This window comes from Achromobacter animicus (genome assembly GCF_040775605.1).
GTDB lineage: Bacteria > Pseudomonadota > Gammaproteobacteria > Burkholderiales > Burkholderiaceae_B > Achromobacter > Achromobacter animicus.
The window spans coordinates 2,902,762-2,928,537 of record NZ_JAYGJK010000001.1; the positions used below are offsets into that span (position 1 = coordinate 2,902,762).

Annotated in this window: 24 protein-coding genes; 15 read left to right on the top strand and 9 right to left on the bottom strand. The window is 65.8% G+C overall.

The window, feature by feature from the left end:
• Positions 1-156: 156 nt before the first annotated feature.
• The 5 genes from rdgB (at position 157) to ntrC (ending at position 6,388) form a co-directional block, all read left to right on the top strand.
• Positions 157-780, top strand: coding sequence for an RdgB/HAM1 family non-canonical purine NTP pyrophosphatase (rdgB, locus tag AB3147_RS13145; RefSeq protein ID WP_175121668.1), 624 nt, complete (start codon positions 157-159; stop codon positions 778-780).
• A gap of 35 nt (positions 781-815) precedes the next feature.
• Positions 816-2,036 carry a radical SAM family heme chaperone HemW gene (hemW, locus tag AB3147_RS13150; RefSeq protein WP_367352108.1) on the top strand — a complete coding sequence of 407 codons (1,221 nt, stop codon included), beginning with the start codon at positions 816-818 and terminating at the stop codon, positions 2,034-2,036.
• A gap of 183 nt (positions 2,037-2,219) precedes the next feature.
• On the top strand, positions 2,220-3,632 hold the full coding sequence (glnA, locus tag AB3147_RS13155) for a type I glutamate--ammonia ligase (RefSeq protein WP_175136605.1): 1,413 nt from the start codon (positions 2,220-2,222) through the stop codon (positions 3,630-3,632).
• A gap of 186 nt (positions 3,633-3,818) precedes the next feature.
• Positions 3,819-4,883, top strand: coding sequence for a nitrogen regulation protein NR(II) (glnL, locus tag AB3147_RS13160; protein WP_367352109.1), 1,065 nt, complete (start codon positions 3,819-3,821; stop codon positions 4,881-4,883).
• Entirely contained in the window at positions 4,883-6,388 is a 1,506-nt protein-coding gene (ntrC, locus tag AB3147_RS13165) for a nitrogen regulation protein NR(I) (protein ID WP_279973953.1), read from the top strand. Before glnL ends, ntrC begins: the two co-directional genes overlap by 1 nt.
• 72 nt (positions 6,389-6,460) lie before the next feature.
• On the opposite strand, the gene AB3147_RS13170 is transcribed toward ntrC, so the two are convergent.
• Complete coding sequence (locus tag AB3147_RS13170) at positions 6,461-7,372, bottom strand: LysR family transcriptional regulator (protein ID WP_175121665.1); 912 nt, start codon at positions 7,370-7,372, stop codon at positions 6,461-6,463.
• Between the two features lie 181 nt (positions 7,373-7,553).
• Between AB3147_RS13170 and AB3147_RS13175 the strand changes: the two genes are divergently transcribed.
• From AB3147_RS13175 to AB3147_RS13195, 5 genes are all read left to right on the top strand, one after another.
• Positions 7,554-8,252, top strand: a complete 699-nt coding sequence (locus tag AB3147_RS13175) for a pirin family protein (RefSeq protein ID WP_175121664.1) — start codon at positions 7,554-7,556, stop codon at positions 8,250-8,252.
• Positions 8,253-8,355: 103 nt separating this feature from the next.
• Positions 8,356-9,261, top strand: a complete 906-nt coding sequence (locus AB3147_RS13180) for a pirin family protein (protein WP_175136602.1) — start codon at positions 8,356-8,358, stop codon at positions 9,259-9,261.
• 102 nt (positions 9,262-9,363) lie between these two features.
• Positions 9,364-9,954: a CGNR zinc finger domain-containing protein gene (locus tag AB3147_RS13185; protein WP_239213411.1), complete on the top strand. Its 591-nt coding sequence runs from the start codon at positions 9,364-9,366 to the stop codon at positions 9,952-9,954.
• A gap of 231 nt (positions 9,955-10,185) precedes the next feature.
• Positions 10,186-11,058 carry an alpha/beta fold hydrolase gene (locus tag AB3147_RS13190; protein WP_367352110.1) on the top strand — a complete coding sequence of 291 codons (873 nt, stop codon included), beginning with the start codon at positions 10,186-10,188 and terminating at the stop codon, positions 11,056-11,058.
• A gap of 54 nt (positions 11,059-11,112) precedes the next feature.
• Positions 11,113-12,018: a LysR family transcriptional regulator gene (locus AB3147_RS13195; RefSeq protein WP_175121660.1), complete on the top strand. Its 906-nt coding sequence runs from the start codon at positions 11,113-11,115 to the stop codon at positions 12,016-12,018.
• Between the two features lie 6 nt (positions 12,019-12,024).
• Here the strand turns inward: AB3147_RS13195 and AB3147_RS13200 are convergent, their stop codons facing one another.
• Both AB3147_RS13200 and AB3147_RS13205 read right to left on the bottom strand, forming a co-directional pair.
• Complete coding sequence (locus tag AB3147_RS13200; protein WP_218343725.1) at positions 12,025-12,489, bottom strand: RidA family protein; 465 nt, start codon at positions 12,487-12,489, stop codon at positions 12,025-12,027.
• Positions 12,490-12,543: 54 nt separating this feature from the next.
• Positions 12,544-13,290: an SDR family NAD(P)-dependent oxidoreductase gene (locus AB3147_RS13205; RefSeq protein ID WP_218343726.1), complete on the bottom strand. Its 747-nt coding sequence runs from the start codon at positions 13,288-13,290 to the stop codon at positions 12,544-12,546.
• 207 nt (positions 13,291-13,497) lie between these two features.
• Between AB3147_RS13205 and AB3147_RS13210 the strand changes: the two genes are divergently transcribed.
• Positions 13,498-14,475 (top strand): Bug family tripartite tricarboxylate transporter substrate binding protein, encoded by a 978-nt coding sequence (locus tag AB3147_RS13210; RefSeq protein WP_175121657.1) that lies wholly within the window; start codon positions 13,498-13,500, stop codon positions 14,473-14,475.
• A 63-nt stretch (positions 14,476-14,538) separates the two neighbouring features.
• Here AB3147_RS13210 and AB3147_RS13215 read toward each other — a convergent pair whose 3' ends face one another.
• The 3 genes from AB3147_RS13215 to AB3147_RS13225 all read right to left on the bottom strand — a co-directional run bounded on the left by AB3147_RS13215 (position 14,539) and on the right by AB3147_RS13225 (position 18,181).
• A complete protein-coding gene (locus AB3147_RS13215; protein ID WP_218343727.1) occupies positions 14,539-15,315 on the bottom strand; it encodes an ABC transporter ATP-binding protein in 777 nt (258 codons plus the stop codon).
• 5 nt (positions 15,316-15,320) lie between these two features.
• Positions 15,321-16,991 (bottom strand): ABC transporter permease, encoded by a 1,671-nt coding sequence (locus tag AB3147_RS13220; protein ID WP_367352111.1) that lies wholly within the window; start codon positions 16,989-16,991, stop codon positions 15,321-15,323.
• Positions 16,992-17,137: 146 nt separating this feature from the next.
• On the bottom strand, positions 17,138-18,181 hold the full coding sequence (locus tag AB3147_RS13225) for a Fe(3+) ABC transporter substrate-binding protein (RefSeq protein ID WP_367352112.1): 1,044 nt from the start codon (positions 18,179-18,181) through the stop codon (positions 17,138-17,140).
• Positions 18,182-18,529: 348 nt separating this feature from the next.
• Between AB3147_RS13225 and AB3147_RS13230 the strand changes: the two genes are divergently transcribed.
• The gene (locus AB3147_RS13230; RefSeq protein ID WP_175121654.1) at positions 18,530-19,306 is read left to right on the top strand and encodes a ferredoxin--NADP reductase; all 777 of its coding nucleotides are present in this window, start codon (positions 18,530-18,532) and stop codon (positions 19,304-19,306) included.
• 80 nt (positions 19,307-19,386) lie between these two features.
• Here AB3147_RS13230 and AB3147_RS13235 read toward each other — a convergent pair whose 3' ends face one another.
• The 3 genes from AB3147_RS13235 to AB3147_RS13245 are packed head-to-tail and all read right to left on the bottom strand — an operon-like array spanning position 19,387 to position 22,126.
• The gene (locus AB3147_RS13235) at positions 19,387-20,349 is read right to left on the bottom strand and encodes a Bug family tripartite tricarboxylate transporter substrate binding protein (RefSeq protein WP_175136599.1); all 963 of its coding nucleotides are present in this window, start codon (positions 20,347-20,349) and stop codon (positions 19,387-19,389) included.
• Positions 20,350-20,387: 38 nt separating this feature from the next.
• The gene (locus AB3147_RS13240; RefSeq protein ID WP_367352113.1) at positions 20,388-20,771 is read right to left on the bottom strand and encodes an AtuA-related protein; all 384 of its coding nucleotides are present in this window, start codon (positions 20,769-20,771) and stop codon (positions 20,388-20,390) included.
• Positions 20,768-22,126, bottom strand: a complete 1,359-nt coding sequence (locus AB3147_RS13245; protein WP_367352114.1) for an acyclic terpene utilization AtuA family protein — start codon at positions 22,124-22,126, stop codon at positions 20,768-20,770. The genes AB3147_RS13240 and AB3147_RS13245 overlap by 4 nt, the downstream gene beginning before the upstream one ends.
• 96 nt (positions 22,127-22,222) lie before the next feature.
• Between AB3147_RS13245 and AB3147_RS13250 the strand changes: the two genes are divergently transcribed.
• The 3 genes from AB3147_RS13250 to recG all read left to right on the top strand — a co-directional run bounded on the left by AB3147_RS13250 (position 22,223) and on the right by recG (position 25,762).
• Positions 22,223-23,149 carry a LysR family transcriptional regulator gene (locus AB3147_RS13250; RefSeq protein WP_175185336.1) on the top strand — a complete coding sequence of 309 codons (927 nt, stop codon included), beginning with the start codon at positions 22,223-22,225 and terminating at the stop codon, positions 23,147-23,149.
• 96 nt (positions 23,150-23,245) lie between these two features.
• Positions 23,246-23,632 carry a Rid family detoxifying hydrolase gene (locus AB3147_RS13255; RefSeq protein ID WP_056561027.1) on the top strand — a complete coding sequence of 129 codons (387 nt, stop codon included), beginning with the start codon at positions 23,246-23,248 and terminating at the stop codon, positions 23,630-23,632.
• A gap of 39 nt (positions 23,633-23,671) precedes the next feature.
• Positions 23,672-25,762: an ATP-dependent DNA helicase RecG gene (gene recG, locus AB3147_RS13260; RefSeq protein WP_367352115.1), complete on the top strand. Its 2,091-nt coding sequence runs from the start codon at positions 23,672-23,674 to the stop codon at positions 25,760-25,762.
• Positions 25,763-25,776 lie beyond the last annotated feature (14 nt).

Sequence of the window (25,776 nt, forward strand, 5' to 3'; positions counted from 1 at the left end):
CAACAAAATATGTCTGCGTTGTTGCGCCATGTCGTGACGTGCAATCTTCAGTCGCTGTTACATCCGTGTCAACAACGAATTCTCACGTACGTGGTACCCACGCCAATATCGTGGAATGCCCGCCCGCCGCCGGCCTCGCCCTATACAATCCGGCCTATGACTTCCCCCAAGATTCCCGACTCCCTGCGCCGTGTTGTCCTGGCGTCCAATAACGCCGGCAAGCTGCGCGAGTTTTCCGCCTTGTTCGCGCCGCTGGGCATCGAGCTGGTGCCGCAGGGCGACCTCGGCGTGCCGGAAGCCGAAGAGCCGCACGTCACGTTCGTGGAAAACGCGCTGGCCAAAGCCCGCCATGCCAGCCGCCTGACCGGATTGCCCGCGTTGGCGGACGACTCGGGCCTGTGCGTGGCCGCGCTGGACGGCGCGCCGGGCGTGTATTCGGCGCGCTATGCCAAGATGAACGGCGGCGAAAAGTCCGATGCAGCCAACAACGCACTGCTGGTGCGCAACCTGGCGTCCGTCGCCGACCGCAGCGCCTGGTATGTGGCGGTCCTGGCGCTGGTGCGTTCCGAGAACGACCCCCGTCCGCTGATCGGCGAAGGCCTGTGGCACGGCGAGATCATCGACGTGCCCGAAGGCGCCAACGGCTTTGGCTACGATCCGCACTTCTACCTGCCCGACATGGCGCTGACCGCCGCGTCGCTGGATCCCGATGAAAAGAACCGGGTCAGCCATCGCGCCCGGGCGCTGCGCGAGCTGCTCAGCAAGCTGAGCCACGCTTGACCACGGCGCCGCCAAGGCGCCAGGAATTTTTTCGCATGTCCATCACCATTCCCATCCGCAACGATATGGGCGCGACCAAGTCGCGCCTCGTTGTTCCCGCTGGCGCCACGCTGACCAGCCTGCCGCCGCTGTCGGTCTACGTCCACGTGCCGTGGTGCGTGCGCAAGTGCCCGTACTGCGATTTCAACTCGCACGCCGCGCCGGGCGAGATTCCCGAACGCGCCTATCTGGATGCGCTGCGCAGCGACCTCGAGCAGTCGCTGCCGTCCATCTGGGGCAGGCAGGTCATTTCCGTCTTCATCGGCGGCGGCACGCCCAGCCTGTTGTCGGCGGCCGGCCTGGACGAGCTGCTGGCAATGCTGCGGGCGTACCTGAACCTGTGGCCTGATGCCGAAATCACGATGGAGGCCAACCCCGGCACGGCCGAGGCGGGGCGCTTTCGTGACTATGCGGCCAGCGGCGTCACGCGGTTCTCGCTGGGCATCCAGAGCTTTGACGATGTGCAGTTGAAGAAGCTGGGCCGCATTCACGATGCCAGCCAGGCGCGCGCGGCCATCGAGATGGCGCAGCAGGCGGCGGCCCGGGTCAATCTGGACATGATGTTCGCCTTGCCCGGGCAGACGCTGGAAGCCTGTACGGCCGATCTGCGGCAGGCGATTTCGTTCGGCACCGAGCACCTGTCGCTGTATCACCTGACGATGGAGCCGAACACGGTCTTCGCGAAGTTTCCACCTGAAGACTTGCCGGACGACGACACGAGCGCCGCCATGCAGGACGCGGTGGAAGCCGAGCTGGCGGCGGCGGGACTTGCGCGCTACGAGGTATCGGCCTACGCCAAACCGGGCGCCCGCTGCCGCCACAACATGAATTACTGGGAGTTCGGAGACTACCTGGGCATCGGCCCCGGCGCGCACGGCAAGCTCTCGTTTCATGACCGCATCGTGCGCGAAGCGCGGCTGCGCAGTCCGGATTCGTGGATGCAGGCCGCCATGGCGCGCGACGGCAGCCATCTGGCCGAGAGCCGGCAGGTCGGGCCGGACGAGCTGCCGTTCGAGTTCATGCTCAACGCCCTGCGCCTGAAGGACGGCGTGGCCGCCCCGGCGTTCAACGAACGCACCGGTTTGTCGCTTGCCGTCATTGCGCACCAATTGGAGGCAGCCTCGAAACGGGGCCTGCTCGACGCCGATCCCACGCGCCTGCGCGCGACGCCCCTGGGCTGGCGCTTCCTCAATGACCTTCAGGAAATGTTCCTGTAAGGTGCAAGCACCAAGATGGGGCGATCATGCTCCATCTTTTGCACCACGATGGTGCTACATTGCCCCAAGACTGCCGTGCCTCCCCCCGGGAATACCGGGGCTAAACCTGGCACGCTTATTGCTTCCCTCTTTTATGCCAGTCGACGGGCAAAGCCCTCGACCCTTTTATCTAATGGAGATGACATGGCAAGCCCGAAAGACGTCCTGAAACAGATCGCCGATAACGAAGTGAAATTCGTGGATTTCCGCTTTACCGATACGGTTGGCCGTGAGCACCACGTTTCCGTGCCCACCACCGCTATCGATGAAGACAAGCTGGAAAGCGGGCAGGCTTTCGACGGTTCGTCGATCCCGGGCTGGAAGGGCATCGAAGCCTCCGACATGCTCCTCATCCCCGACTGCGCCACCGCCAACCTGGATCCGTTCCGCGAAGAGCCGACCCTGATCCTGTCGTGCGACGTGGTCGAACCGTCGGACCTGAAGGGCTATGACCGCGACCCGCGCTCGCTGGCCAAGCGCGCTGAAGCCTACCTGAAGTCCTCCGGCCTGGGCGACACCGCCTACTTCGGTCCGGAACCCGAATTCTTCGTGTTCGACGGCGTGACCTGGAACACCGACATGTCGGGCACGTTCGTCAAGATCAAGTCCGAAGAAGCCCCGTGGTCGACCGGCCTGGAATTCGAAGGCGGCAACACCGGCCACCGTCCGGGCGTGAAGGGCGGCTACTTCCCCGTTCCGCCGGTCGATTCGTTCCAGGACATGCGTTCGGAAATGTGCCTGCTGATGGAACAGATGGGCGTGCCGGTTGAAGTGCACCACCACGAAGTGGCTGCTCCCGGCCAGCTCGAAATCGGCACCAAGTTCAGCACGCTGGTGCAGCGCGCCGACTGGACCCAGATCGTCAAGTACGTCGTGCACAACGTGGCCCATGCCTACGGCAAGACCGCCACGTTCATGCCCAAGCCCATCGTTGGCGACAACGGCTCCGGCATGCACGTTCACCAGTCCATCTGGAAGGACGGCCAGAACCTGTTCGCGGGCAACGGCTACGCCGGCCTGTCCGAATTCGCCCTGTACTACATCGGCGGCATCATCAAGCACGCCAAGGCCCTGAACGCCATCACCAACCCGGGCACGAACTCGTACAAGCGTCTGGTCCCGCACTTCGAAGCGCCCGTGAAGCTGGCCTACTCGGCCCGCAACCGTTCGGCTTCGATCCGCATTCCGTACGTCGGTAACCCGAAGGGCCGCCGCGTCGAAGCGCGCTTCCCGGACCCCCTGGCCAACCCGTACCTGGCTTTCTCGGCCCTGATGATGGCCGGCCTGGACGGCGTCCAGAACAAGATCCACCCGGGCGATCCGGCCGACAAGAACCTGTACGACCTGCCGCCGGAAGAAGACGCGAAGATCCCGACCGTCTGCGCCTCGCTGGAAGAAGCGCTGGAATCGCTGGACAAGGATCGCGAGTTCCTGACCCGTGGCGGCGTGTTCAGCAACGACATGATCAACGCCTACATCGACCTGAAGATGGCCGATGTGACGCGTCTGCGCATGACGACGCACCCGGTCGAATTCGACATGTACTACAGCCTCTGATGGTTTGAGGCCGTGGCTGGGGGGAGCGCGATGAGGTAGGCAGAAGCACGGCTTACACCACGCGCACCACCAGGTAGCCGCCCGACGAATTGCCCGCCCGGCCCCGCGCCGGCGGGCAGGGCGCCGGGTTGGCGCGCCCGTCGCGGACGCGTTCCGCTTTCCCCTGTCCATTCGGGTACGTTGAAAATGAATGTTGAAGCTCTCGATCTGCTAGCCACGTCAGTCTTCCTGGTCAACGAGCGCGGCCACATCGAATACGCCAACGCCGCCGCCGAGGACCTGTTCGGCCGCTCGCGCAAGCAACTGGGCGGGCATTCCGCCGCCACCCTGTTCGACAACCCCGAGAATATCCAGTCATCCATCGACCGCGCCGCGGGCGGCAGGTACGCCGACGTGAGGCAACTGGCCTCGTTGCGCCGCGCCGCCGAATCCGTGGAAGTCGCCGTGACCACCGTCGGACTGACCGGCCAGCGTTGGCCGGTGCTGATCGAGACCCGCGAAATCGAGCAGCGCGTGCTGGCCGACCGCAACCACCGGCTGGTGGACGAGATCGAAGCCCACCGCGAACTGCTGCGCAACCTGGCGCATGAAGTCAAGAATCCCCTGGGCGGGCTGCGCGGCGCCGCGCAACTGCTGGAAGCCGAGCTGCCCAGCGCAGCCCTTGCCGAATACACCCAGGTCATCATTTCCGAAGCCGACCGCCTGCAGGCGCTGGTGGACCGCCTGAGCGGCCCGCAACGTGTGCCGCTCAATGCGCGGCCGGTGAACATCCATGAAATCTGCGAGCGCGTCTGCGCGCTGATCCAGGCCGAGTTCCGCAACGACGTCACGATCCAGCGCGACTACGACGCCTCGGTGCCGGACCTGAAGGGCGACGCCGCCCGCCTGATGCAGGCCGTGCTCAACGTGGCGCGCAACGCCGCGCAGGAACTGGTGGCGCGTCCGCAAGGCCCGCAGACCGATCCCGGCGTGGTGACGCTGCGCACCCGCGTAGCGCGGCAGGTCATGCTGGCGCACCGGCAGCACCGCCTGGCGCTCGTGCTGTCCATCATCGACAACGGTCCGGGCGTGCCGGACCACATCCGTGACCGCATCTTCCACCCGCTGGTCACGGCCAGGGCTGGCGGTACCGGCCTGGGCTTGAGCCTGGCGCAGGACTTCGTGCAACAGCACGGCGGCATCATCGAATTTGAATCCCGACCGGGGCGCACCGAGTTTCGCCTGGTCCTCCCGATGGAGCCCGCAAACTGATGAAACCCGTATGGATCGTCGACGACGACCAGGCCATCCGCTGGGTCCTCGAAAAGGCCCTGGCCCGCGCTGGCGTCCCCACCCGCAGCTTTTCCCAATCGGCCGACGTGCTCGAGGCGCTTTCGCGTGAAACGCCCGTGGCGCTGGTGTCGGATATCCGCATGCCCGGCGGCAACGGCCTGGAGCTGTTGCGCCAACTGAAAGAGCGGCATCCCGGTCTGCCGGTCATCGTGATGACCGCGTTTGCGGATCTGGACAGCACCGTTTCCGCCTTCCAGGGCGGCGCGTTCGATTACCTGGCCAAGCCGTTCGACGTGAACGAGGCCGTCGCGCTGATCCAGCGCGCCATGCAGGAATCGGCCCAACCCGAAAGCCCGGACGGGCAGGGCGAAGCGGCGCAGAACAACGAGCGCTGGATGATGACGCAATCGTCGTCCACCGCCATGCAGGAAGTCTTTCGCGCGATCGGCCGGCTGGCGCAGTCCAAGGTCACCGTCCTGATCACCGGCGAATCCGGCACGGGCAAGGAACTGGTGGCCCGCGCGCTGCACGGCCACGGCGTGCGCGCCAGCGGCCCGTTCGTAGCGCTGAACGCCGCGGCCATCCCGCGCGACCTGCTGGAGGCCGAACTGTTCGGCCACGAGCGCGGCGCGTTCACCGGCGCCAACAATCTGCGCCGCGGCCGCTTCGAAGAGGCGCACGGCGGCACGTTGTTCCTGGACGAAATCGGCGACATGCCGATCGAGTTGCAGACGCGACTGCTACGCGTGCTGGCCGAGGGCAGCTTTTACCGCGTCGGCGGCGCGCAGCCCGTGCGCGTGGACGTGCGCATTGTGGCCGCCACGCACCAGCCGCTGGAGCAGCGGGTCGAGCAGGGCCTCTTCCGCGAAGACCTGTTTCACCGCCTGAACGTGATCCGCCTGCGGCTGCCGCCGCTGCGCGAGCGGGTCGAGGATATTCCCGCGCTGGCCCAGCACTTCCTGACCGCCAGTGCGCGCACGCTGGGCGTGCCCGTCAAGCGGCTGACGCCCGAGGCGCTGGCCGTGCTGACCAAGTTCGACTTCCCGGGCAACGTGCGCCAGCTGGAAAACTTCTGCCACTGGCTGACGGTGATGGCGCCGGGCCAGACAGTGGATCGTATCGACCTGCCGCCTGAAATCCGGGCGATGGAACATCAGCCGCAGCCCGGGTCCGCACCCATGCGGCCCGCGACGCCGACGGCTGGCGTGGGTACGGTCGTGCAGTCGGGCGCCTACGCTGCGGAACCGGCTGAGGACGGCGCGCCGCGCAATTGGCAGGATTCGCTGCTGCGCGATGCGCAGTACCGGCTGGAGCGCGGCGAACCCGCGGTCATGGCGACACTGACGCGCCAGTTCGAGAAGATCCTGCTGCAAAGCGCGCTGGATGCCAGCCGGGGCCGTCGCGTGGAAGCCGCCTCGCGCCTGGGGATCGGCCGCAACACCATCACGCGCAAGCTGCGCGAGCTGGGTATCGAAGACGAGTAACCGATCCGGCGCCGGCCCGGCAGTGGGCCGGTTCCGGACGCCGGACCCGAGCGCATGTGGGCTCGGGCCGGCCTACAAGCCGAGCAGGCTTTCGCACAGGCGCGGCGACTTCAGTTTCTGCAGCCACCACTTCATGGCCTCGCCGGGCGGCTCCGCCCGCCACGCGTACGCCACGTGTTCCGTCAGGGACATGCCTTCATCCGTTTCGCACACCACCAGCAACCCTTGCGCAAGGTAGGGTGCGGCCAGCGTCAGCGGCAGATAGCCGCAGCCCAGGCCGCGCACCTGCGCGTCGATCTTGGCCTGCATCGACGGCATCACCAGCGTCGGCTGCTCCGACAGGATGCCGCGCGACTGCACGGGCAGGTTGCGCGAGGTATCGGCAATCACCACGGCGCAGTAACGCGTGATGTCCGCGCGGCTGAGCGGCTGCGGCAATGAGGCCAGCGGGTGATTCGCCGCCACGCAGAATCCGAACTGCATCACGCCGATCGCTTGTGAACGATACGGGCCCGTGGGTTCGCCAGCCGCGCCCGCGCCGATCACCAGGTCGGCGCGGCCGGAGGTCAAGGCATCCCAGTTGCCGCTCAGCACTTCCGTGCTAAAGCGCAGCGTCGTGGCGCTGCCCACCGCATGGAATTCGTCGATCAGGTCGTAGATGGGCCGCCACGGAATCACGGCACTGACGGCGATGCGCAGTTGCACTTCCCATCCCGTGGCAATGCGCTTGACCCGGCTGGCCAGCTCGTCCAGCGATTGCAACAGATGCCGCCCATCCTTGAGCAGCGCTTCGCCCGCCGGGGTCAGCAGCGCGCGGTGCCCCGAGCGGTCGAACAGCAGCACGTCCAAGCCGTCTTCGAGCTTGCGGATGGAGTAGGTGACGGCGGAGGGCACCTTGCCCAGTTCGCGCGCCGCCTTGGCAAAGCTGCCGTGGCGTGCAATCGCGTCGACAAGGACAAGAAGTTCCGGGGTGATGGGCTGCATGTCAGAGCGCGAAATGTGGGTATTCAAATAATTTGAACGAAGTCATCAAAATATAGCGCCAAAACCGAGGGGCAAGGCGCGCAGAATACCACTCATGCCGGGGATGCAGACAAACGGCAAGGCGGAAAGCCAGCCAGGATGCACCCCCTAATCATTCATATTATTGAAACAGGAGTTCAAGATGCTTACGATTCGCCGCGCTGCAGAACGGGGTCATGCCAACCACGGATGGCTTGATTCGTTCCACACCTTCTCCTTTGCCAACTACTACGACCCGGCTCACATGGGCTTCGGCGCGCTGCGTGTCATCAACGACGACCGCATTGCGGCCGGCCGCGGCTTCGGCACGCACGGCCACCGGGACATGGAGATCATCACCTACGTGCTGGACGGCGCCATCGCCCACAAGGACAGCATGGGCAGCGGCTCGGAAATCCAGCCGGGCAACGTCCAGCGCATGAGCGCCGGCCGCGGCGTGATGCACTCCGAGTTCAACCCCCGTCCCGATGCCGAAACGCACATGCTGCAGATCTGGATCGAGCCGAACGTGACCGGCATCGCGCCGGAATACGAAGAGCGCGCCTTCAGCGATGAGCAAAAGCGCGGCCGTCTGCAAGCCCTGGTGACGGGCGACGGCGCTGACGGATCGATGACGATCCATCAGGACGCCCGTCTGTACGCCGGTCTGTTCGACGGCGACGAGTCGGCCTCGCTGCCGCTGGCTGCCGGCCGCCGCGCCTGGGTCCACGTGGCCCGCGGCAGCGTGACGGTCAACGGCGCCGCGCTGAATGCCGGCGACGCCGTGGCGATCACCGACGCCGCCAGCGTCGAGGTGTCGGGCGGCAAGGACGCCGAAGTGCTGGTCTTCGACCTGGCCTGACGCCAACTGCCGGGCGGATCCTGGAATCCGCCCGGTTTCACACAATACCGGCCGCGAGGCCATTAAGATGGCCCCAGGCCTACCCATTGCGGAGCATTGCACCATGTCGACCCTGTCCCAAGCCGGCGAAAGCCAGATCGAAACCGTTGTGGTGCCGCGCACCAGCGACTTGGGCGGTTTTTCCGTCCGCCGCGCCATTCCTTCCATGCAGCGCCGCAGCGTCGGTCCGTTCGTCTTCCTGGACCAGATGGGACCGGCGGACTTCGACGTGGGCGCCGGCATCGACGTGCGTCCCCATCCGCACATCGGCCTGTCCACCGTGACGTACCTGTACGAAGGTTCCATGGTCCACCGCGACGGCGCGGGTCACACGCAGACCATTCTGCCGGGCGAAGTGAACTGGATGACGGCCGGTCGCGGCATCGTCCATTCCGAACGTTCCTCGCCGGAAAGCCGGCTTGCGCCGCAGCGCCTCTGTGGCCTGCAGATCTGGGTCGGGCTGCCCAAGGCGCACGAAGAGACCGATCCGGGGTTCACGCACTACGGGCTGGACGCGCAGCCGGTGATCGAAGGCGAGGGCGTGCGCGCCCAGGTCGTGGCCGGTTCGCTGTTCGGCAAGACCTCCTCGGTCAAGACGCTGTCGCCCCTGTTCTATGGCGACCTGCAACTGCAGGCAGGCGCGACTACGGTGCTGCCGGCCGAACACGAAGAGCGCGCCGCCTATCTGGCGCAGGGCGAGGTCGAAATCGACGGCCAGACGTACGAAAGCGGGCGCTTGGTCGTGTTCGCCCCGGGCAAACCGGTGCAAATCCGGGCCAGGACGGCCGCGCGGTTCGCGGTGCTGGGCGGCGAGCCGCTCGACGGCCCGCGCTTCGTGTGGTGGAACTTCGTGTCCAGCAGCAAAGACCGCATCGAACAGGCCAAGCAGGATTGGCAACGCACGCGGTTCGATCAGATCGTGCCGGGCGATGAGACCGAGTACATCCCGCTGCCGGAAGCCCGCGCCTGAGCGGGGCGGGATGACAATGCGTGATGGGGGGTGTAATGCCCCTCATGATCGTGTAACTTTTATTGTTTATTTTTGAGGGTTACACTGGCGCCGGAGATCATCATGAACACCAGCCACGCACCCGAATTCCGCCAACTGGGCGACCACGTCGCCCTGGATCTGATCAACACCGTCGAGCAGAGTAGCGCCGGCCCGGTCGACCGATGGCAATCGGACGCGGACGTGGCGGGCTGGCTGGCGCTGGCGGGATTCGCCGCCGCGCAGGGCCCCGCGCCGGCCGGTCTGCTGGAAAGCGCCCGCGGCCTGCGCGAAACCGTCCGGGAATTGGTCGCCCAGCGCAAGGCGCACGCGCCCCTGGCGCTTTCCGCGTTGAATCGCGCCCTGGCGGCGGGGGGCAGTCACCTCGAGCTTGCGCCGGCAGACGACGGCAGCCTGGTGGTGTCGCGCCGTTATCCCTCGCAAACCGCAGCACAGTGGTTGCTGCCGGTGGCCGAGGCGGCGGCCGACCTGCTCGCGTATGGCGATTTTGGATTGGTGCGCAAGTGCGAAAGCGATGCGTGCTCGCTGTGGTTCTACGACAGGACGCGGTCGCACAAGCGGCGGTGGTGCAGCATGGCGCTGTGCGGCAACCGGCACAAGGTGGCGGCGTTCCGGCAGCGCGAGGCCGCCGACGCCAGTGCCAAGGCGAAATGACAACGATCGATGGTTCTCAGCCCGGCTTATGCCGGGCTTTTTCATTGTTGGCGTCGGGAGGATGTGGGAGCCGGGCGGCCCGCACCGCCACATTCCATCACCGCATTACACGCCGATTCGATGTTGAGTAACCGGTAACACGGCTATTGACAGGTTACTTAAAATGCGTAGACTGTGCCGTGAAGCTTCGAAATCCCATCGTCATTCCTTGCCCGAATACCGGAGATCCTCATGACTGCCCACCCCGACCACACCGTCCATTACCGCCATGCGCAAGCCGACGGCCTGCGCTTCTTCTATCGCGAAGCCGGCGACCCGCAGGCTCCCGTGCTTTTGCTGCTGCACGGCTTTCCCACGTCTTCGCATCAGTTCCGTAACGTCATCCCGCAACTTGCCCAACACTTTCGCGTCATCGCGCCCGATCTGCCCGGATTCGGCTTTACCGAGGTTCCGGCCGAGCGCGGCTACCGCTACACCTTCGACAACCTGGCCAAGTCGCTGGAAGCGTTTGTCGACGAACTGGGGCTGACCCGCTACGCGATGTATTTCTTCGACTACGGCGCGCCGACCGGCTTGCGACTGGCGGTGGCGCACCCCGAGCGGGTGACCGGTCTGGTTTCGCAGAACGGCAACGCGTATCTCGACGGCCTGGGCGACGCGTGGGCCCCCATCCGCGCCTATTGGAACGACCCGTCGCCCGCAAACCGCCAGACCATTCACGATGCCATCCTGAACTTCGAAGGCACCAAGTGGCAGTATGTGCACGGAGTGGCCGACCCGGACAGCGTCGCGCCCGAAGGCTATACGCTGGACGCGGCCCTGCTTGAACGGCCGGGCAACAAGGATATTCAGCTCGACCTGTTCCTGGACTATGCGAACAACCTGACGCAATACCCCGCCTTCCAGGCGTTCTTCCGCCAGGCCCAGGTGCCCACGCTGGCGATCTGGGGCCGCAACGATCCGTTCTTCATTCCGCCGGGCGCCGAGGCCTATCGCCGCGACAACCCGGATGCCGTGGTTGAACTGCTGGACACCGGCCACTTCGCGCTGGAAACTCACGGCCAGTACATCGCCCAGCGCATCATCGATGTGATGGGGCGCTGACCGGCGGGGGCGGCCTGATGGTTGCCCCGGCCGGATTTCACGGCAGGAGCCTGCATGACGCGCCACTTTGACGACCTGCAGCTGGGCAGCATCGAGATGTTCTGCCTGGCTGCGGAACTCAGCAGTTTCACGGCCGCCGCCAATGCTGCGGGCGTCACGCCGGCAGCCGTCAGCCGCAGCGTCTCGCGGCTGGAGGCGCGGCTGGGCATTCGGCTGTTCGTGCGCAGCACGCGGCATATCCGGTTGAGCGACGAAGGGCGTGCCTACTTCGAGCAGGTGCGCCCCGCCATTGCGCAATTGGTCGACGCCGAACGCCAGGTGGGCGGGCAGGGCGCGGCCGGGCGGCTGCGCATCAGCCTGCCGACGCCCTATGCGCATTACCGCGTTCTGCCGCTGCTGCCCGCATTTCGCGACAAGTATCCCAACGTGGACGTGCACGTGCACATCAGCAACCGCAATGTCGATTTCGCCGATGACGGTTATGACCTGTCGGTGCGCGGGCGCGCGCCCGACGACTCGGCGCTGATCGCGCGCAAGCTGGAGGACGCGGAACTGGTGGTGGTCGGCGCGCCGGAATACCTGCGCCGGCGCGGCACGCCGCAAACGCTGGAGGATCTGGCTGCGCACGACTGCATCCAGTTCGACCGGCCTAGCAGCGGGCGGCGCATTCCGTGGACATTTCAGGTGGAGGGCGAAGCGGTCGACATCGTGACCGACGGCGCCTATGGCACGGCCGAGGATGTACTGGGCGGCGTGACGCTGGCCCGTGCGGGCGCCGGCCTCTTTCAGACGTATCGCTTCGTGGTCGAAGACGATCTGCGCGCGGGCAGGCTGACCGAGGTGCTGCAGCAACATGGCGGCAGCACCCGGCCGTTCGTGTTGTTGTACCCGCATGCCCGGCACATATCGCGCCGCGTGCGGGCGTTCGTCGATTTCCTGGTCGACAAGCTAGCGGACTGAGCGGCGTCAGACGCCTTTCAACTGCGCGATCACCACCAGGATCACTGCCGCGTTGCCTGGCTGCTGCGCAACCGAATTGGCGGTGCGCGCGTGGCCGGCCTTCTCGCCCAGCACCCGTGCAAACAGGCCGGACGCGCCATCCAGCACGGCGGGCTGATCCAGAAAGCCCGGCGCGCTGGCGACATAACCCTCGACGCGGACAAGGTGGTCCAGCCGGTCGAAGCTGCCGGTGTGCTGGCGGATCTGCGCCAGCACGTTCAGCGCGGCCAGTTCCGCGGCCTGCCGGCCCTGGTCAACGGTCAGCTCCACGCCGACGCGGCCCTGCCACACCACGCGCCCGTCGCGCAACGGCAATTGGCCCGAGATGAACAGCAGGTCGCCCGCCTGGCTGACGGCGGTGTACTGGCCCAGCGGCTGGGGGGCGGGCGGAAGGATCAGGCCAAGTTCGGCCAGTCTGGCTTCAATGGACATGGTGGGTCTCTCAAGGTGAGGACGCCCGCCGCGCGGCGGGCGGTCGTGGTGATGCTACCAATGACCCGCAGCGGCGCCGCCATCGACCGGAAGGATCGCGCCGGTGGTGTAGGCCGAATCGGTCAGATAGGTAACCGCACCGACAATGTCGTCCACCTTGCCCATGCGGCCGGCAGGCTGCAACGAATTCAGGAAGCCGAACGTGGCCGGATCGTGCATCGGCGTCTCGATGATGCCGGGCGCCACCGCGTTGACGCGGATGTTCCGGTCAGACAGTTCGATCGCCAACGCCCGCGTGGCGTGATTCAGGCCGCCCTTGATCAGCACGGGCAGTAGCGCCGGGACGCGGCTGCTGGGCTGCATGGCGATGCTGGCCGTGATGTTGACGATGTGGCCGTCGCGGTATTCCGACATGTGCGCGGCGGCCTGCTGGGTGATGTGGAAGAAGCCCTTCAGGTTGGTATCGATGATGCGGTCCAGGTCATCGTCGGTGTAGTCGCCCAGGGGCTTGGGAATGAAGATCCCCGCGTTGTTGACCAGCACGTCGATGCGGCCGAACCGCTCCGTGGCCTGGCGCACGATATCGCGGGCAGTGCTGGCCAGGGCGATGTCGCCGGCCACGGCCAGGAAGCGGTCGGGCAAGCCCAGGCCTTCCTTAGCCAGCCGCTCGGCGGCCGCGTTCAGGCCTTCCTGGCTGCGGGCGTTGCCCACCACGTTGTCGCCGCGGCGCAGGTATTCCTGCGCCAGGGCAAATCCGATTCCGCTGGACGCGCCTGTAATCACTACAGTCTTGTTCGACATTTCAATACTCCGGTTTGGCATTTGAGGGTGCCTGCGCGCTCAGACAGTGAGACGAACTATAGGAGCGGGCGCGCAGGCGATAAACGCCCGCGGCGGAACATGAATTGATACCCGGCGGAATAAGCGAGGCGGATCGTGCTGTGCGCCGCCGCTGTCCGGCGATAAGATGCGCTACCCGTGCATAACGACAAACGGGAGGGAGACATCATGCATCGCTACACCCACAATGCGCTGCGCGGCCTGGCCGCGTTGGCGTTGATCCAGGGCGCCGTGCCCGCGCACGCCGCCGGCTATCCGGCCAAGCCCATCACCTTCATCGTGCCGTACACCGCGGGCGGTACGACTGATCTGGTCGCGCGCACGGCGGGCCAGAAAGTGGCCGAAAAGCTCGGGCAGCCGGTCATCGTCGAGAACCGTCCCGGCGCGGGCGGCAACATCGGCATGGACGCCGTCGCCAAGGCCGCGCCGGACGGGTACGTCATCGGCTTCGGCGCGATATCCACGAACGCGCTCAATCCGTTCGTGTACCCGAAAATGCCGTTCGATCCGACCAAGGATTTCACAGGCATCAGCATGCTGGGGGCGTCTTCCGTGGTGCTGGAGGTGGGCCCGTCGGTGAAGGTGGACAGTGTCAAGGACCTGGTCGCGTACGCCAAGGCGAATCCCAATACGTCGTACGGCACGCCCGGTACGGGCACGTCCATGCACCTGGCGGGGGTGATGTTCGACCAGTTGACCGGGGCCGGCATGCAGCACGTGCCCTACAAGGGAAGCGCCCAGGCGTTGAACGATCTGCTGGGCGGACACTTGCCGGTCATGTTCGACAACCTGCCCGCGTCGCTGCCGCACATCAATGCGGGCAAGGTCCGCGCGCTGGCGGTCACCGGCAGCAAGCGCGCGCCAGCGTTGCCCGACGTGCCGACGCTGGCCGAACTGGGGTATTCGGGCGCGGTCGTGGATCCGTGGTTCGCGGTCTATGGGCCGGCCGGCATGTCGCCCGACGTGACGCGCGTGCTGAGCGACGCCTTCCAGGCGGCGCTTGCGATGCCGGACGTCAAGGACAAGCTGGAGAAGGCCGGCTTCATGCCTTATGGCTCGTCGCCGCAGGAAGTCGAGCGGCTGACCCAAAGCCAGCACGAGGCCTTCAAGGCCTTGTCGCAGAAGGTGAAGCTGTCGGCGGATTGATCTGCAGTGCGGGGCATGCGGGACGCGGGGGCGCCGAGGTCCGCGCGGGCCTCGCAGGTCCCGCTACCGGCCACGCGCCAGCGCCTGTTCGCGCTGTTCTTCAAGCGCTTCACGGCGGATGAAGTCGCGCACGAAGGTGTCGGCCGGGTTGTGGTGCAGGTTGTAGGGCGTATCCCATTGCGCGATGCGGCCCTTGGCCATTACCCCGATGCGGTCGGCGATCGCGAACGCTTCGGCCTGGTTGTGCGTGACCAGGATCGCGGTGTGGCCTGTGGTCTTCAAAATCTCGCGCACCTCGAAGGCCAACCGCTCGCGCGTGTCCACATCCAGGTTTGAGAACGGTTCGTCCAGCAGCAACAGGTCGGGCGAGGGCGCAAGCGCGCGGGCCAGGGCCACGCGTTGCTGCTGGCCGCCGGAGATCTCATGCGGATAGCTGTTGGCGGCGTGTGCCAGGCCGACGAGTTCCAACATTTCTTCGACGCGGCGGGCGCGGTCCGGACGCGGCAGCTTGCGCAATCCGAACGCCACGTTCAGCGCCACGGTCAGGTGCGGAAACAGCGCGTAGTCCTGGAACATCATGCCCACGCGGCGCAGCTCGGGCGCGACCTGTTCGGTGGGCGACGAGATTACCGTGCCGTCCAGCAGGATGCGGCCGGCGCGCACCGGCTCGAACCCGGCAATGGCGCGCAACACGGTGGTCTTGCCGCAGCCGGACTCGCCCAGCAGGCAGCCGATGTGGCCGGCGGGCAAGCCCAGCGACAGGTCCTGCACGATGGGTTTCAAGCCAGCGGGTGTGTCGTAGGCCAGGGAGATGTGGTCGATTTCTAGCAGATCGGGCACGATGATCAATGTCCCATTTTCAGATTGGTGCGCGCCAGCAGAATGACCGGCAGCAGGCCGGCCAGCACGATGGCCAGCGCGGCCACGGCGCCTTCTTCATACGTGCCGCGCGCGGCTTCCGCGTAAAGCCACGTGGCCAGGGTGTCGAAATTCATGGGGCGCAGCAGCAGGGTGGCGGGCAGTTCCTTCATGGCGTCCACGAACACCAGCAGCGCGCTCGCGGCCAGCGCGGGCCGCAGCAACGGCAGGTGGACGCGGCGCAACGTGCCGCCGGAGGTTTCGCCAAGCAGGCGCGATGCTTGTTCCAAGGACGGCGGGATGCGCGCCAGGCCGGCTTCCAGCGCCCCGGTGGAAATCGCCAGGAAGCGGATCGCATAGGCGCACACCAGTGCGCCCATCGAGCCCATCAGGAACAGCCCCGTGCCGCCGAACACCCGTGCGACCGCGGTGTCGATCCACACGAAGGGTGTCAGCAGGCCGATGGCCAGCACCGTGCCAGGCACCGCATAGCCCAGGCTGGCGATGCGCGCGCAGGCGCGGCCAGGATTGAAGCCGGCGCTTTCGCGCAGGGTGCGGCCCGCCCACGCAACGATCATCCCGCAGAGCAGGGTGACCACGGTGGCGCTGGACGCGACGATCAGGGTGTTGCTCAGGCCGCCGATCAACTGGTCCGACACACCGCCCACCAGGTGAAGCCGCTTGTAGGTTTCAACGACCAGATACAGCGCCGGCGCGACAAACCCGATCAGGACGGGAATCCAGCCCAGCAGGGCCGCGACGGCAGCCGCCGCGCCACGCAGCCGACGCGGCTGCATCGGGCGCATGCGCTGCGTGTTGGCGTAGCGCTGCCGCTTGCGGCCGTGGCGTTCCAGCAGAATCAGCCCGATGACGATCGCGAGCATGGTCAGCGCAATCTGCGCGGCGCCAGCCAGGTCTGAACGGGTGACCCAGGTGGTGTAGACGGAGACGGTCAGCGTTTGCACGCCAAGGAATTCGGAGGCCCCGATGTCGTTCAGGGTCTCGAGCAGCGCCAGGCTCACGCCCACCACAATTGCGGGACGAGCCAGGGGCAGGGCGACGCGGCAGAACACCGCCACGCGGCCCGCGCCCAACGTGCGGGCAGCTTCGAGCAGGCTGGCGGCCTGCGTCATGAACATGACGCGGGTGCTCAGGTAGACATAGGGGTACAGCACGAAGCCCAGGACAAAGATCGCGCCGTAGATGGAGCGCAGATCGGGCAGGCGGAATTGGCGCGGGCTGTCGAAGCCGAGCATGGCGCGGATCGCCGACTGGATGGGTCCGATGGGGTGTAGCAGGTCCAGGTAGGCAAACGCGATGATGTAGGTGGGCACCGCCAGCGGCAGCAGGAGCGCCCAGGTCAGGACCCGGCGCGTGGGAAACTCATACGCGGTCACGAGCCATGCGGCGCCGGTGCCAAGCAAGGTCACGACGATGCCCACTCCGGCCAGCAGCATGACGGTGTTCGCGAAGGCCTGCGGCAGCACATAGCTGGCCAGATGCTGCCAGTGTTCCAGGCTGCCGCCCATCGCCCACCAGCCGAGCGTCAGTACCGGCGCCAGCACCGCCAGCGCGATCAGGGCCGCGCCAACCAGCCAGCCGGTTCCGCGTTCAGACCAGCGCAGCCGCAGCGGCGTGGGCAAGGATTGTGTGTGCATGCTTCAAAGTCGGTTGCATCAATGGCAAGGCCTGTTCCCCCGGAAAAGCGGGAACAGGCCCTACGCGTTGCGCCCGGTGCCGGGCGCTCGCGTGTCACTGCATCAAGGTCACGCCATGCCCGAAGGTACGGCGGTCCGGCAGCTTATCAGTTGTCGAAGCCGACCTTGTCGACCAGTTCGCTGGCTTGCTTGCGATGCTTGGCGATCTCGGTCAAGGGCAGGGGATCGACCTTCAGTTCGCCGAAGCTTGCGATCACCGGGTCCAGCTTCACGCCCTTGCGGACGGGGTATTCGTAGTTGGCCTGCGCGTACAGGGCTTGGGCCGGTTCCGACACCAGGAAGTCCAGCAGCTTGACCGCGTTGGCCTTGTTGGGAGCGTGCGCCGCGACGGCCGCGCCGCTGACGTTCACGTGCGTGCCGCCGCTCTTGGCATTGGCGAAGGTCGGGCGGATGACCTTGATGGCATCGCCCCACTTGCGCGCGTCGGTGCCGGGCTCGGCGTTCTTCATGTGGCCGACATAGTAGGCGTTGGCCAGGCCGATGTCGCAGATGCCGCCCAGAATGTCGCGCGCCACGTCGCGGTCGCCGCCGGCGGCCTTGCGGGCCAGATTGGCCTTGACGCCGCGCAGCCATTTTTCGGTGGCCTCGGCGCCGTCATGCGCGATCATGGAAGCGACCAGCGCGGTGTTGTAGGGGTGCTGGCCGGAACGGATGCAGACCTTGCCCTTCCACTTGGGATCGGCCAGATCTTCGTAGCGGAAGGATTCCAGCTTCAGGTCCTTTTCCACATACAGCACGCGGTCGCGCAGCGACAGGGCGTACCATTTGCCATCGGCGCCGCGCAGGTTGGCGGGAATGACCGAATTCAGCGTGTCGGACTTGACCGACTGCGTCACGCCGCCGTCCACCAGATCCAGCAGGTTGCCGATATCCACCGTCATCAGCACGTCGGCGGGCGACTTGGCGCCTTCGGCCTTGACGCGTTCCAGCAGACCGTCCTTGACGAAGACGGTGTTGACCTTGATGCCGCTTTCCTTGGTGAAAGCATCCAGCAGCGGCTGGATCAGCTTGGGTTCCCGGGTGGTGTACAGGCTGACTTCCTCGGCGGCGTTGGCCGACACGGTGAGGGCAGCGGCGCCGGCGAGCGCCAGCGCGCGCAGCAGGGAATTCAATTGGGGACGCTTGATCATGAAGGAACTCCAGCTAGGGCCGAAACGAGTGTTGCCGCACGGCTCCGCCTGATTTAGCGGCGCGCCATTGCGAAAAACGGTCTGCTAACGAAAATGATTATCAAGTGAGAACGCGACAATAACAGGAAGCATTGCGCCGTTCAACTAGCAGTAAGCGTTGGGTTCAAGACGTTGATCCCCGTCAAACTGGAATAAGGGTATTACGGAATAATGAGAGCAGTTATCATCAAGACCCTGTAGAATAGGGACAACCCTAATGCCGACCGCGGCCTTTTTTTTGCGGTTCGGAATGACCTCGCGGCACAGCCGGGCTTCGCCCGACCACGATCCGCCCTTACTGAATACGACATGGCTGCTTTCAACACTGAGCGCGTACTTAGCGTGCACCACTGGAACGACACCCTGTTTTCCTTCACCACGACGCGTGATTCGGCCTTGCGGTTCCACAACGGCCACTTCGTGATGATCGGCCTCGAAGTTGAAGGCAAGCCGCTGCTGCGGGCCTACAGCATCGCCAGCGCCAACTACGAAGAAAACCTCGAATTCCTCAGCATCAAGGTGCAGAACGGCCCGCTCACGTCGCGCCTGCAGCACTTGAAAGAAGGCGACACCATCCTCGTCAGCCGCAAGCCGGTCGGTACCCTGGTCGTCGACGACCTCAAGCCCGGCAAGCATCTGTTCCTGTTCGGCACCGGCACCGGCCTCGCGCCCTTCATGAGCATCATCAAAGACCCGGACGTCTACGAACGCTTCGACAAGGTCATCCTGGTGCACGGCGTGCGGTGGGTCAGCGAACTGGCTTACGCCAACTACATCGAAAACGAACTGCCGAACAACGAATTCTTCGGCGACATCGTGCGCGACAAGCTGGTGTATTACCCCACCGTGACGCGCGAGCCTTTCCGCAATCAAGGCCGCATCACCGAACTGCTCGAAAACGGCAAGCTGTGCGCCGACATCGGCATTCCGCAAATCAACCCCGAAACCGACCGCGCCATGATCTGCGGCAGCCCGCACATGCTGGCTGACATCAGCGCCATGCTCGATAGCCGTGGCTTCGCGGTGTCGCCGGGCGTGGGCCAGCCGGGCGACTACGTCGTCGAGCGCGCCTTCGTGGACAAATAAGCCAAGCGGTTCCGGCTTTCTGGTTCAAAAAAAACCCATCGCAAGCGATGGGTTTTTTGCTTTGGTGCGCCTGGTGTGAATCACTCCGGCTGAATGCCGGCCTTCTTGATGATGTCGCCCCACTTCTTCGATTCCGCCTGCTGGAACTTTGCCAGCTCGTCGGGAGTCGACGATGCCGCGTCCGTGCCGGTCTGCGCGTAGAACTGCTGAGCGGGCTTGGCCTTGGTGGCATTGACCAGCAATTCGTTCAGGCGCTTGACCACGTCGGGCGGTGTGCCGGCCGGCGCATAGGCGGCAAACCAGTAGCCCATCTCGTAGCCGGGCACGCCAGCCTCCGAAATGGTCGGCACGTCGGGCGCCAGCGGCGAGCGCGCCTGGCCCGTGACGCCCAGCGCACGCAGCTTGCCGGACTTGACCTGCGGCAAGCCCGTGGCGGTGTCGGTGATCATCATGTCGATCTGGCCGCCCAGCAGGTCGGTGACGGCGAGCGGATTGCTCTTGTAGGGCACGTGCAGCAGTTGCACGTCGGCCATCTGCTGCAGCAGTTCACCAGCGATGCGGCTGCTGGAGCTGCCGCTGCCAAAGCTCAGCTTGCCCGGCGACTGCTTGGCCTGGGCCAGGAAGTCGCCCACCGTCTTGGCGGGCGAACTGGGATTGACGACCATGATCTGTCCGCCCTTGCCCAGCAGCGTGAGGGGCGCGAAATCCTTGACGGGATCGTAGGTCAACGATTTGTACAGGTGCTCGTTGGCCGCATGTGTGGTGTTGGTGGTGATCAGGACCGTGTAGCCGTCGGGCGTTGCGCGCGCGCCGGCTGCCGCGCCGATCATCGCGCTTGCGCCGGGCTTGTTCTCGATGACGACGGCTTGGCCGGTCTGTTCGGTGACGCCCTGGCCGATGGCGCGGCCGATCTGATCGGTGGCGCTGCCGGCAGCGAACGGGACGATGAAGGTGATGGGCTTGGTCGGGAATTGCGCCATGGCCGAAAGGGGCAGGGCGGCGGCCAACAGCAGGGCCAGCCGGCCCTTGGTAGCGATGCGCATGTGTGTCTCCTGTGGTGTTTTTTTATCGGAACTGCAAATCAGGCGGCCGCGGGACGGTCGCCGGGTATGTCTGGCAGACGGCTCGCCAGCGCTGCGCTGACCTCCACCGTCATGTCCAGCAATCTGAAAGACAGGCTCTTGCCGTGCGTGTCGAGATTCAGCGCGTCGTTGACGCCGCCGTCCAGCACGCCCTCCAGCACGAAATTCATTGCGTTGAGCATTGGCAGCGCATAGCGTGTCACACGTTTCGGATGGCGGTACGCGAACCACTGTGCGACGCGCGCTTCGGTCACTTGCGCGGCCAGCACGTCATAGCATTCGGGATCCCAGGCGATGAGGCTCAAGTTGGAGATATCTCCCTTGTCCCCGGATCGGCTGTGGGCCAGGCGGTACAGCGGCACGGCGAGCAAAGTCTGGGTCATGGCGCGATCTCCTCCAGGAAGTTCCAGCCGCTCTTTACGGCTTCGCGGGGAATGGTGCAGGACATCATGTTCAAGCGCGGGCGCAGAGCAGTGCGCACGCCGCCGCCGCCGGCCGGGCCGCAGGTGTAGAGCGCGGTCACTTCGCGCAATACCCGTTCGGCCTGCGCGCGATCGGCGTTTTCGGTGGCCAGACGCAGCCGCACGTCGCGGGCATGGCTGTCGGGCAGCGCGCGGCGCATCTCGCCCGCGTCGTCGCCCAGGATGCTGATCGCGCCGATCAGGTCTGCGCGCAGCTTGTAGCCGGCGCCCAGGCGCTTCTGGACGATATCTGCCGCGAGCCGTGCTCGGGCTTCGGCCTGCACGCCCGCATATGAAATCTCCGCTTCAGCCAGCCAGCCGCCGCGATAGCAGACGTTCACCTTCAGTTCGTCGGGCCGGGCGTGACCCGTAATGCCATGGACCGCAACCCGGTTGCCGCCCAGTTCGACGACACGCGCCTGGCTCAGGTCCGCCACCACGTCGGGGGTCAGATACCGAGCCGGATCGTGGACTTCGTACAGCAATTGTTCTTTCACCGTGCGCGCGTCTACGGCGCCGCCGGTGCCATCGGCCTTGCCGATCACGAATTCGCCGTCGGCCTGGATCTCGGCGATGGGGAAACCGGCCGCATGGACGTCCGGCACTTCCTTCAGCCCCGGCACGCAGAAATAGCCGCCGGTCACCTGCAGCCCGCATTCGAGCATGTGGCCGGCCATGGTGGCACGTCCCAGACGCGGCCAGTCGGCGGGATCCCAGCCGAAGTGCGCCAGTGCCGGTCCCAGGGTCAGCGACGGGTCGGCCACGCGGCCGGCAACGACGATCTGCGCGCCGGCGGCCAGCGCCTCGGCGATTTCGGTGGCGCCCAGATAGGCAGTGGCGCTCACGATGTCCAGGCCGTCCAGTGCGGCGCCCAGTCGATGCGCCAGCAGGTCGCGATGCTCGGCGCCGTTCAGCGCGTCGCCATACACGACAGCGATGCGCGGAACCGGCAAGCCTTGTTCACGCGCCAGCTCGGCAATACGGCGCGCGGCGGCGGGCGGATTGGCCGCGCCGAAATTGCTGACGATGTTGATGCCGTGGCGCAGGCAGTCGCCCAGTACCGGACCTACCAGTTCGTCCAGCAGGGGTTCATAGCCGCGGTTCGGATCGTCGTTGCGCGCAAGCTGCGCGAGCGCTAGCGTCCGCTCAGCCAGCGTCTCGAAGATCAGCGTGCCGCCGCCTTGGGCGGCCAAGGTGCGGACCACGGCCGCGGCGCCATCGGTGCGATCGCCGGAAAATCCGGAGGCGCAGCCGATAAGCAAGGGAGATTGAGGCATGAGCAGTCCAGGCGCGTTCAAGGGGTTGGGACGACTATAGGCAAGGCACGATCATCCGTAAAATAGAAAAATCGGATTGATTAATACAAGAAAGCCATGAATCTATCGTCCCGCCAATTGCGTGCCTTCGTGGCGCTTGCCGATGAACGGCACTTCACGCGTGCCGCGCAGCGCTGCCACCTGACGCAGCCGGCCTTCAGCGCGTTGATCCGTTCGCTGGAAGACAGTGCCGGCGTCCGGCTCTTTGATCGCAGCACGCGGCACGTCGAGCTGACTGCCGAAGGCCGCGTGCTGGACGCGACCGCCCGGCGCCTGCTGGCGGACATGGACCTTGCAATGGGCGATTTGCGGGATATGGCGGACCGCCGGCGGGGCAGGGTGACGCTGGCCGCGCTGCCGTCGCTTGCGGCGGGGTGGCTGCCGGATCTGCTGGCGCGCTTCCGGCAAGATCATCCTGGGATCGTGCTGGACCTGCGGGACGCCTTGCTCGATCCTTGCCTGGACATGGTGCAGAGCGGGGTGGCCGATTTTGCCGTGGCCTCGAGGCGGCCTGACATGACCGATCTGGACAGCGAATTCCTGCATGCCGATCGCTACTTTCTGGTGTGCCGCGTGGACCATCCTTTGGCGGACCAGCCTCGCGTGCGGCTGCGCGACGTGCTGCGGCATCCGATCATCCAGCTTGCGCGCGGCAGCAGTGTGCGCAAACATTTGGACGAAGCGCTGGGCGCCGAGGCGCCGCTGCCGGTTTTCGAGGTCGAGCATCTGGCGACCGTCACGGGTCTTGTGCGTGCGGGGCTGGGTGTGTCGGTCGTACCCGCAATGACGCTTTTTCATTTCCGCAGCGCCGATCTGCGCGTCGTACCTTTGGCGGGCCGCGCCTTGACGCGGCCGCTGTATCTGGTGCGCCGTAAAGGACGCAGCCTGTCCGTGGCCGCGCAGGCGCTGGCCGAACTGCTGATTGCGCATCGTGGCGATATCGGCGGGGCAGGGCATCCGCCGGCTGCGCAGGATCAGTCCTAAACCCTCTTTACGGCGAACCGCTACTTTCGCAAAAGTCTATTGCTGGATAAACTCCGATAGTTGTAGCTTCTATCCGTCACCAGAAGGATTCCGCCCATGAGCAAGCAAATCATTCATACCGACACCGCGCCCGCCGCCGTCGGCCCTTACTCGCAAGCGGTTGCCGTCAGCGGCACCAAGACTGTCTATCTCTCGGGCCAGATCGGCCTGGAGCCTGGCACCGGCGACCTGGTCTCTGAAAACTTCGACGCGCAGGTGCGTCAGGCGTTTGCCAACATGCAGGAAGTCATCAAGGCTGCAGGCGGCACGCTGGAAAACGTGGTCAAGCTCACGCTGTTCCTGACCGACCTGGGCAAGTTCACGGCGGCCAACGCCATCATGGCCGAGATTATCCCCCAGCCGTTCCCGGCGCGCTCCACGATCGGCGTGGCCAGCCTGCCCAAGGGCGCACAGTTCGAAGTCGAAGCCATCATGGTCCTGTAAGGCGCACCCGGACGTTTCATTTCAGGGGTTCGTTCCTACATGCCGGCCGCAGCCGTGGCCTCCAAGCGTACCGGCGCCGACAAGAACGGCGCCGGCAAACCGATGACGGATACGGAGCGCAAGCTTCGTAACCTGGGTTTGGTGCTGCCCGAGGACTTCGTGCTGCACCTGCCGCTGCGCTACGAAGACGAAACACGCGTCATCCCGATCAGCTCGCTGCGCCCCGGCTTTGCTGGCCAGGTCGAAGGCGAGATCACCAAATCCGAAGTCCTGTACCGGCCCCGCCGCCAACTGACCGCCACGTTGGCGGACGACAGCGGCGAACTGCAATTGCGCTGGCTGAATTTCTATCCCAGCCAGCAAAAACAAGTGACCGTGGGCAAGCGCCTGCGCGCCCGCGGCGAAGTGCGTGGCGGGCTGTTCGGCCGCGAGATGGTGCATCCGCGGCTGACCAACGCGGATTCGCCGCTGCCGACTGCTCTTACTCCCGTTTATCCCACTACCGAAGGGCTGCCTCAGCCGGCCTTGCGGCGCGCCATTGCACAGGCGCTGAACACTGCTGACCTATCCGACACGCTGCCCGAGGAGGCTCGCGCGCGCTACGACCTGCCGCCGTTCGAGCCCGCCATCCGCGCGCTGCACACGCCCGCGCAGGGCGAATCCGAACAGGCCTTGATGGATCGCGTGCATCCCGCATGGCGCCGCATCAAGTTCGATGAGCTGCTTGCGCAGCAGCTCTCGCTCGCCGCCGCGCGTGCGGCACGCCGCGTCAAGGAAGCCGAATCGCTGCCGGTGCAGAACGGCGCAGGCGGGCTGGTCGCACGGCTGTACGAAACACTGCCGTTCAAGCTGACTGGTGCGCAGCAGCGCGTCGTGGAGGAAATCTCGGCGGATCTGGCCAAGCCGTATCCCATGCACCGGCTGTTGCAGGGCGACGTGGGCAGCGGCAAGACCGTCGTGGCGGCCATCGCGGCGGCGCAGGCCATTGCGGGCGGGGCGCAAGTGGCGCTGATGGCGCCCACGGAAATCCTGGCCGAGCAGCACTTTCGTAAGCTGGTGTCCTGGCTTTCCCCCCTGGGCGTGAACGTCGCGTGGTTGAGCGGCAGCCTGACCGCGAAGGCCCGGCGCGAAGCCGCGGCCGCCGCTGCCGACGGCAGCGTGCAGCTTGTGGTCGGCACGCAGGCGCTGATCCAGGATCACGTCGAGTTCCACCGGCTGGGCCTGTCCATCGTCGACGAACAGCATCGCTTTGGCGTCGGCCAGCGTCTTGCACTGACGCGCAAGGGCGAAACCGTGCGCGGCCGCATCGTGCCGCATCAGCTCAACATGAGCGCCACGCCCATTCCGCGCACCCTCGCCATGACTTTTTTCGCCGATCTGGACGTCTCCGTGATCGACGAGTTGCCACCTGGCCGCAGCCCCGTCGTGACCAAACTGGTCTCGGACGCTCGGCGCGAAGAGGTTATCGCTCATATCGCGCAGGCCGCGCGTGGGGGCCAGCAGGCTTATTGGGTCTGTCCGCTGGTCGAGGAAAGCGAAGCCCTCGAATTGCAAACCGCCGTCGACACCTACGAAGGCATGCGGACCGATCTGCCGGACCTGCGGATCGGACTGGTGCATGGCCGTCTGCCGCAGGCCGAGAAGGCCGCCGTGATGCAGGCATTCCGCGACGGCGACATCGACCTGCTCGTCGCCACGACCGTCATTGAAGTCGGCGTGGACGTGCCGAACGCGTCGCTGATGGTGATTGAACACGCCGAGCGCTTCGGCCTTGCCCAACTTCACCAGTTGCGCGGGCGCGTGGGACGGGGCACGGCCGAGTCCGTTTGCGTGCTGCTCTACCAAACGCCGCTTTCGCAGGTTGCGCGCGAACGGCTGCGTGCCATGTTCGAAACGTCCGACGGCTTCGAGATCGCCCGGCGCGACCTGGAACAGCGCGGCCCGGGTGAATTCCTGGGCACACGTCAGTCGGGCATGGCGCTCCTGCGCTTTGCCGACCTGGAGACCGACGCCGCGATCGCCGAAGACGCGCGCGACGCTGCCGTGTGGTTGCGCGCCGAACATCCCGCCGTCGTCGAGGCCCATCTGGCCCGCTGGATGCGTGGCCGCGAAGACTTCCTGCGCACCTGACATGCGGCCCATCC

Excerpts from the sequence above, each read along its gene's own strand:
- rdgB (WP_175121668.1), top strand. The coding sequence starts at position 157 with ATGACTTCCCCCAAGATTCCCGACTCCCTGCGCCGTGTTGTCCTGGCG.
- hemW (WP_367352108.1), top strand. The coding sequence starts at position 816 with ATGTCCATCACCATTCCCATCCGCAACGATATGGGCGCGACCAAGTCG.
- glnA (WP_175136605.1), top strand. The coding sequence starts at position 2,220 with ATGGCAAGCCCGAAAGACGTCCTGAAACAGATCGCCGATAACGAAGTG.
- glnL (WP_367352109.1), top strand. The coding sequence starts at position 3,819 with ATGAATGTTGAAGCTCTCGATCTGCTAGCCACGTCAGTCTTCCTGGTC.
- ntrC (WP_279973953.1), top strand. The coding sequence starts at position 4,883 with ATGAAACCCGTATGGATCGTCGACGACGACCAGGCCATCCGCTGGGTC.
- AB3147_RS13170 (WP_175121665.1), bottom strand. The coding sequence starts at position 7,372 with ATGCAGCCCATCACCCCGGAACTTCTTGTCCTTGTCGACGCGATTGCA.
- AB3147_RS13175 (WP_175121664.1), top strand. The coding sequence starts at position 7,554 with ATGCTTACGATTCGCCGCGCTGCAGAACGGGGTCATGCCAACCACGGA.
- AB3147_RS13180 (WP_175136602.1), top strand. The coding sequence starts at position 8,356 with ATGTCGACCCTGTCCCAAGCCGGCGAAAGCCAGATCGAAACCGTTGTG.
- AB3147_RS13185 (WP_239213411.1), top strand. The coding sequence starts at position 9,364 with ATGAACACCAGCCACGCACCCGAATTCCGCCAACTGGGCGACCACGTC.
- AB3147_RS13190 (WP_367352110.1), top strand. The coding sequence starts at position 10,186 with ATGACTGCCCACCCCGACCACACCGTCCATTACCGCCATGCGCAAGCC.
- AB3147_RS13195 (WP_175121660.1), top strand. The coding sequence starts at position 11,113 with ATGACGCGCCACTTTGACGACCTGCAGCTGGGCAGCATCGAGATGTTC.
- AB3147_RS13200 (WP_218343725.1), bottom strand. The coding sequence starts at position 12,489 with ATGTCCATTGAAGCCAGACTGGCCGAACTTGGCCTGATCCTTCCGCCC.
- AB3147_RS13205 (WP_218343726.1), bottom strand. The coding sequence starts at position 13,290 with ATGTCGAACAAGACTGTAGTGATTACAGGCGCGTCCAGCGGAATCGGA.
- AB3147_RS13210 (WP_175121657.1), top strand. The coding sequence starts at position 13,498 with ATGCATCGCTACACCCACAATGCGCTGCGCGGCCTGGCCGCGTTGGCG.
- AB3147_RS13220 (WP_367352111.1), bottom strand. The coding sequence starts at position 16,991 with ATGCACACACAATCCTTGCCCACGCCGCTGCGGCTGCGCTGGTCTGAA.
- AB3147_RS13225 (WP_367352112.1), bottom strand. The coding sequence starts at position 18,181 with ATGATCAAGCGTCCCCAATTGAATTCCCTGCTGCGCGCGCTGGCGCTC.
- AB3147_RS13230 (WP_175121654.1), top strand. The coding sequence starts at position 18,530 with ATGGCTGCTTTCAACACTGAGCGCGTACTTAGCGTGCACCACTGGAAC.
- AB3147_RS13235 (WP_175136599.1), bottom strand. The coding sequence starts at position 20,349 with ATGCGCATCGCTACCAAGGGCCGGCTGGCCCTGCTGTTGGCCGCCGCC.
- AB3147_RS13240 (WP_367352113.1), bottom strand. The coding sequence starts at position 20,771 with ATGACCCAGACTTTGCTCGCCGTGCCGCTGTACCGCCTGGCCCACAGC.
- AB3147_RS13245 (WP_367352114.1), bottom strand. The coding sequence starts at position 22,126 with ATGCCTCAATCTCCCTTGCTTATCGGCTGCGCCTCCGGATTTTCCGGC.
- AB3147_RS13250 (WP_175185336.1), top strand. The coding sequence starts at position 22,223 with ATGAATCTATCGTCCCGCCAATTGCGTGCCTTCGTGGCGCTTGCCGAT.
- AB3147_RS13255 (WP_056561027.1), top strand. The coding sequence starts at position 23,246 with ATGAGCAAGCAAATCATTCATACCGACACCGCGCCCGCCGCCGTCGGC.
- recG (WP_367352115.1), top strand. The coding sequence starts at position 23,672 with ATGCCGGCCGCAGCCGTGGCCTCCAAGCGTACCGGCGCCGACAAGAAC.